We start from the raw sequence: 5,725 nt of genomic DNA, 5'->3' as shown, positions 1-5,725 counted from the left end.
CCCGCCGCTCACCCGCCGGGCGCACCGGCCGCGCACCGGGGGCGCCCGCCGCCGGGTAGGGTCGGTGGGCGGTCCGCCGCGTCGGCGGCCCGGTGCACAGCAGTCCCAGTACAGGAGGCACGTCCGATGCAGACGGCAGAGATCCGTCGCCGGTGGCTCGACTTCTTCGAGCGCAAGGGTCACACCGTCGTCCCGAGCGCCTCGCTGGTGTCGAGCGACCCGAGCCTCATGTTCACCGTGGCCGGCATGGTGCCGTTCATCCCCTACCTGACCGCGCAGGTGCCCGCCCCGTACAAGCGGGCCACCAGCGTGCAGAAGTGCCTGCGGACCCTCGACATCGAGGAGGTCGGCAAGACCACCCGCCACGGCACGTTCTTCCAGATGAACGGCAACTTCTCCTTCGGCGACTACTTCAAGCGCGAGGCCATCGCCTTCGCCTGGGAGCTGCTGACCACCCCCGAGGCCGACGGCGGCCTGGGCTTCGACCCGCAGCGGCTGTGGACGACCGTCTACCTCGACGACGACGAGGCGTTCCAGCTCTGGCGCGAGGTCGGCGTGCCCGCCGAGCGCATCCAGCGCCGCGGCAAGGCCGACAACTACTGGAACACCGGCCAGCCCGGCCCCGGCGGGCCCTGCTCGGAGATCTACTTCGACCGCGGCCCCGAGTTCGGCGCCGACGGCGGCCCCGAGGCCGACGAGGACCGCTACCTGGAGATCTGGAACCTCGTCTTCATGCAGTACCAGCTCTCCGCGGTGCGCTCGAAGACCGACTTCGACGTCGCCGGCGAGCTGCCCGCCAAGAACATCGACACCGGCATGGGCCTGGAGCGCGTCGCGTTCCTCAAGCAGGGCGTCGACAACATGTACGAGATCGACGAGGTCCGCCCCGTCCTGGACCGCGCCGCCGAGCTGTCCGGCAAGCGCTACGGCGCCGTCCACGAGGACGACGTGCGCATGCGCGTGGTCGCCGACCACGTGCGCAGCGCCCTGATGCTCATCGGCGACGGCGTCACCCCCGGCAACGAGGGCGCCGGCTACGTGCTGCGCCGCCTGATCCGCCGCGCCGTGCGCGCGATGCGCCTGCTCGGCGTGGAGGAGCCGGCCCTGCCGCACCTGCTGCCGGCCTCCATGGAGGTCATGAGCGCCTCCTACCCGCAGCTGCGCACCGGCTTCGAGCGCATCGCCCGCGTCGCGTACGCCGAGGAGGAGGCGTTCCGGCGCACCCTGGTCTCCGGCACCGCGATCTTCGAGTCCGCGGTGGCGAGCACGAAGTCCTCCGGCGGCACCGCGCTGTCCGGCGAGCGCGCCTTCGCCCTGCACGACACCTACGGCTTCCCCATCGACCTCACCCTGGAGATGGCCGCCGAGGCGGGCGTCACCGTCGACGAGGCCGGCTTCCGCGCGCTCATGGCCGAGCAGGTCGGGCGCGCCAAGGCCGACGCGCGCGCCAAGAAGACCGGCGGGGTGGACCTGACGGTCTACCGCTCCGCCCTGGAGGGCCTCACCGGCCCGGTCGCCTTCACCGGCTACGAGCTCGCCGCCGGCGAGGCGCGCGTGTCGGTGCTGCTGCAGGGCGGGGTCAGCACCCCCTCCGCGCCGGCCGGCACCGACGTCGAGGTCGTCCTGGACCGCACGCCCTTCTACGCCGAGGGCGGCGGCCAGCTCGCCGACCACGGCACCATCACCACCGCCTCCGGCGCCGTCGTGGACGTCGTGGACGTCCAGCAGCCCGTCAAGGGCCTGTACGTGCACAAGGGCACCGTGCGCAGCGGCGAGCTCGTCGCCGGCGACGCCGCGCACGCCGCCGTCGACGCCGTGCGCCGCCGCGCGGTCAGCCGCGCCCACACCGCCACCCACCTGGTGCACCAGGTGGTGCGCGAGCACCTCGGCGACACCGCCACCCAGGCCGGCTCGGAGAACGCCCCCGGCCGGCTGCGCTTCGACTACTCCTCCGCCGCGCAGGTCCCCGCCGGGGTCGTGCGCGAGATCGAGGGCGTGGTCAACCAGCGCATCGCCGACGACCTCGAGGTCAGCGCGGCCGTCATGGACCGCGCCGCGGCGCTGGACTACGGCGCCATGGCCCTGTTCGGCGAGAAGTACGGCGACCGCGTGCGCGTGGTCACCATCGGCGAGGGCTGGTCCAAGGAGCTGTGCGGCGGCACGCACACCCTCACCTCCCAGCAGGTGGGGCTGGTCTCCATCGTCTCGGAGGGCTCCATCGGCTCCGGCGCGCGCCGCATCGAGGCGCTGGTGGGCACCGACGCCTACGACTTCCTCTCCCGCGAGCACCTGCTCGTCAGCAGGCTCACCGACGTCGTCAAGGCGCGCCCGGAGGAGCTGCCCGAGCGCGTCGGGCAGCTCGTCACGCGCCTGCGCGACGCGGAGAAGGAGATCGCCAAGCTGCGCGCCGGGCAGGTGCTGGCGCTCGCGCCGCAGCTGGCCTCCGGCGCGCAGGACGTCTTCGGCGTCAGCGTCGTCGCGCACGACGCCGGCGCCGCCTCCGCCGACGACCTGCGCACCCTGGCCCTGGACGTGCGCTCGCGACTGGGCGACGCCCGCCCCGTCGTGGTCGCCGTCGCCGGCGTCGCCAAGGAGCGCCCCGTGGTCGTCGTGGCCACCAACGAGGAGGCCCGGCGCTGGGGCGTGAAGGCCGGTGAGCTGGTGCGCGGGGCCGCCGGGACCCTCGGCGGCGGCGGCGGCGGCAAGGACGACGTGGCGCAGGGCGGCGGGCAGGACCCCGCCAAGGTCGCCGAGGCCCTGCGCGGCCTCAGCGACGCCGTGGGCCGTCGCGTCACCGGCTCCGCCTGAGCCGGGCGCGGACGCGGTGCGCGAGGGGGTCCGGATCGGCGTCGACGTGGGCAGCGTCCGCGTCGGCGTGGCGGCGTGCGACCCTGCCGGGGTGATCGCCTCCCCGGTGCGCACCCTCGCGCGGGACCCGGACGCCGACGCCGACGTGGCCGAGGTCGCCGCCGAGGTGCGCGAGCGCGGCGCCGTGGAGGTCGTCGTGGGCCTGCCGCTGTCGCTGGACGGCACCGAGGGGCCCGCGGCCTTGCGCGCCGTCGAGCACGCGCGCAAGATCGCTCTCGCCGTCGACCCCGTGCCGGTGCGCCTCGTGGACGAGCGCCTGAGCACCGTCGACGCCCACCGCGCCCTGCACGCCGCGGGCCGGCGGGAGAAGCAGTTCCGCGACGTCGTCGACCAGGCGGCCGCGGTGGTGCTGCTGCAGGCAGCCCTGGACGCCGAGCGCACCGGCGGCCGCGCACCCGGCCGGGTGCTGCCGGCCGCCGGGGCGCCGGGCCGCGAGACGCGGCGCAAGCCCAGGCACGGCAGGACCGCGCGCCCCGCCGGGGCGGGCGGGGGAGCGGGCGCCGGTGCGCGTCCCGACGCCACGGAGGGCCGAGAACGGTGATGGACCTGATGGACCTGCCCGGCACGCGCGAGCGGCGCCCGCGCCGCCGCCGGGGCCGCGTGCTCGTCGTGCTGCTCCTCGCGCTCGCCCTCGTCGGCGGCGGCACCTGGGCCGCCTGGGGGGCGCTGTCACCGGTGGTGGCGCGCCTGACCGACAGCGGCGACTTCGAGGGCGCCGGCGCCGGCACCGTCGACGTGAAGGTGGAGTCCGGCGACAGCGGGCGCGCCATCGGGCGCACCCTGCAGGGCGCGGGCGTGGTCAAGACCACCGACGCCTTCGTCTCCGCCGCCTCTGCCCAGCCGGGCATGGCGGGCATCCAGCCGGGCACCTACCGGCTGCGCAAGGAGATGTCCGCGGCCTCGGCCGTGTCGCTGCTGCTGGACCCCGCCTCCAAGGTCACCACCCGCCTCACCGTGCCCGAGGGGCTGCGCGTGAGCCAGGTGCTCGCCCTCGTCGGCGAGCAGACCCCCATCGCCGCCGAGGAGCTCGAGGCCGCCCTGCGCGACCCGGCCGCCCTGGGCCTGCCCGCCTCCGCGGGCGGCAACCCCGAGGGGTACCTCTTCCCCGCCACCTACGACGTCGACCCCGACGAGACGGCCGTGGAGCTGCTGCGCGCGATGGTCGAGCGCACCGCGCAGGCGCTGCGCGAGCTGGGCGTGCCGCCCGAGCGCGAGCACGAGGTCCTCGTGGCCGCGAGCATCGCGCAGAAGGAGGCCCGCACCCCCGAGGACATGGCGAAGGTGACGCAGGTCCTGGCCAACCGCATCGCCGACGGCATGAACCTGCAGCTGGACTCCACCGTCAGCTACGGCACCGGCGGCACCACCGTCACCACCACCGCCGAGCAGCGCGCCACCGACACGCCCTGGAACACGTACCTGCACCCGGGCCTGCCGGCCGGGCCGATCTCCAACCCCGGCGAGGACGCGCTGCGCGCGGCCGTGCACCCGGAGCCGGGCCCGTGGGTGTACTTCGTGACGGTGGACCTGGCGACGGGCGAGACCCGCTTCGCGACCACCGGCGCCGAGCACGCCGCCAACGTGGAGCTGTTCCGGCGGTACCTGCGGGAGCACCCGGAGACGCCGTGAGGGCAGCGGTCTGCGGCTCGCCCATCGCCCACTCCCTCTCCCCGGCGCTGCACCGCGCCGCCTACGCGGCGCTGGGCCTGGACGGCTGGGAGTACGGCGCCCTGGAGGTCGACGAGGACGGCCTGCCCGCCCTGGTGGCCTCCCTGGACGCCGGCTGGGCCGGGCTGAGCCTGACCATGCCGCTCAAGCGCGCCGTGCTGCCGCTGGTGGACGAGGTCGACGCCTTCGCCCGCGCGGTCGGCGCCGTGAACACCGTCGTCGTCACCCCCCGCCAGGACGCCCCCGCCGCCGGCCGCGCCGGGGTCCGCCTGCGCGCGGAGAACACCGACGTGCACGGCGTCGTCGCCGCGCTGGCCGAGGCGGGGGCCACCCGGGTGCACCGCGGCGCCGTCGTCGGCGGCGGCGCCACGGCCCGCTCCGCGCTGGTGGCCCTGCTGCGCGCCGGCTGCCCGCGGCCGGTGGCCGTGGTGCGCAGCCCCGAGCGCGCCGGGCAGCTGCGCACCGTCGCCGAGCGCGTCGGCGGCGAGGTGGAGGTGCGCGACTGGTCCCGGCTGCGCACCGTGCTGGAGGCGGAGGTCGTGGTCTCCACCGTGCCGGCCGGCGCCTCGCGGGACGTGGCCGACGTCCTGGCCCCGGCCGCCGCCCCCGGCGGCGCGCGCCCCGCCCCGCTGCTGCTCGACGTGGTCTACGCCCCGTGGCCGACCCCGCTGGCCGGCGCGTGGCCCGGCCCGGTGGTCGGCGGCTTCGAGATGCTGCTGCACCAGGGCGCGGCGCAGGTGGAGCTGATGACCGGCAGGCGCGCGCCGCTGGCGGCGATGCGCGAGGCCGGGCTGGCGCAGCTGCGGGCGCGCGCGCAGGCGTGAAGCCCCCGGCGCGGGGGGTGCCCGCCGTGAGGGCGCTCCCGCGGCGCCGGCGGCGCGCTCACCCGAACGGCTGACGCTGCCCGGCGCCGCCGCCGCCGCCTCAAGAGCACCCCCTCCTCCGCCGACACGGTGGGGACGGTGTCGACCGACGACGCCGCCGCGCGCCGGGGCGGGCGCCGTCGAGGGGAGCGAGATGAACGACGCGGGTGCCGCTGGCCGGCCCGTCGACCCGTACGTGCCGGTGAACCTGCGCCCCCAGGGCGCGGCGGACGAGCACGGCGACCGCTACGGCGTGGCCCCGCGCCGCGACGTCAGCGCGCTGCTGGCCCGGCTCACCGCCGACGCCCCCGCCGAGGTCCCCGCAC

Annotated in this window: 4 protein-coding genes; all 4 read left to right on the top strand. The window is 76.6% G+C overall.

Annotated elements, in window-relative coordinates; translation table 11 throughout:
* Positions 1-126: 126 nt before the first annotated feature.
* Genes alaS through GTR00_RS13075 form a run of 4 tightly spaced genes read left to right on the top strand, consistent with a single transcriptional unit; the run spans position 127 to position 5,360 of the window.
* Positions 127-2,808, top strand: coding sequence for an alanine--tRNA ligase (gene alaS, locus GTR00_RS13090; protein WP_166612052.1), 2,682 nt, complete (start codon positions 127-129; stop codon positions 2,806-2,808).
* Positions 2,809-2,824: 16 nt separating this feature from the next.
* The gene (gene ruvX, locus GTR00_RS13085) at positions 2,825-3,409 is read left to right on the top strand and encodes a Holliday junction resolvase RuvX (protein ID WP_166612051.1); all 585 of its coding nucleotides are present in this window, start codon (positions 2,825-2,827) and stop codon (positions 3,407-3,409) included.
* Positions 3,409-4,497 carry an endolytic transglycosylase MltG gene (gene mltG, locus GTR00_RS13080; RefSeq protein ID WP_240900080.1) on the top strand — a complete coding sequence of 363 codons (1,089 nt, stop codon included), beginning with the start codon at positions 3,409-3,411 and terminating at the stop codon, positions 4,495-4,497. The genes ruvX and mltG overlap by 1 nt, the downstream gene beginning before the upstream one ends.
* Positions 4,494-5,360 carry a shikimate dehydrogenase gene (locus tag GTR00_RS13075; protein WP_166612049.1) on the top strand — a complete coding sequence of 289 codons (867 nt, stop codon included), beginning with the start codon at positions 4,494-4,496 and terminating at the stop codon, positions 5,358-5,360. Before mltG ends, GTR00_RS13075 begins: the two co-directional genes overlap by 4 nt.
* The last annotated feature ends 365 nt before the right edge of the window (positions 5,361-5,725 follow it).

The organism is Kineococcus indalonis, from assembly GCF_009906395.1.
In the GTDB taxonomy this organism is placed as follows: domain Bacteria; phylum Actinomycetota; class Actinomycetes; order Actinomycetales; family Kineococcaceae; genus Kineococcus; species Kineococcus indalonis.
This window is presented reverse-complemented; position numbering and strand designations above follow the sequence as displayed.

Bases quoted from the DNA above. Each gene is read 5' to 3' on its own strand.
- alaS (WP_166612052.1), top strand. From the start codon at position 127: ATGCAGACGGCAGAGATCCGTCGCCGGTGGCTCGACTTCTTCGAGCGC.
- mltG (WP_240900080.1), top strand. From the start codon at position 3,409: ATGGACCTGATGGACCTGCCCGGCACGCGCGAGCGGCGCCCGCGCCGC.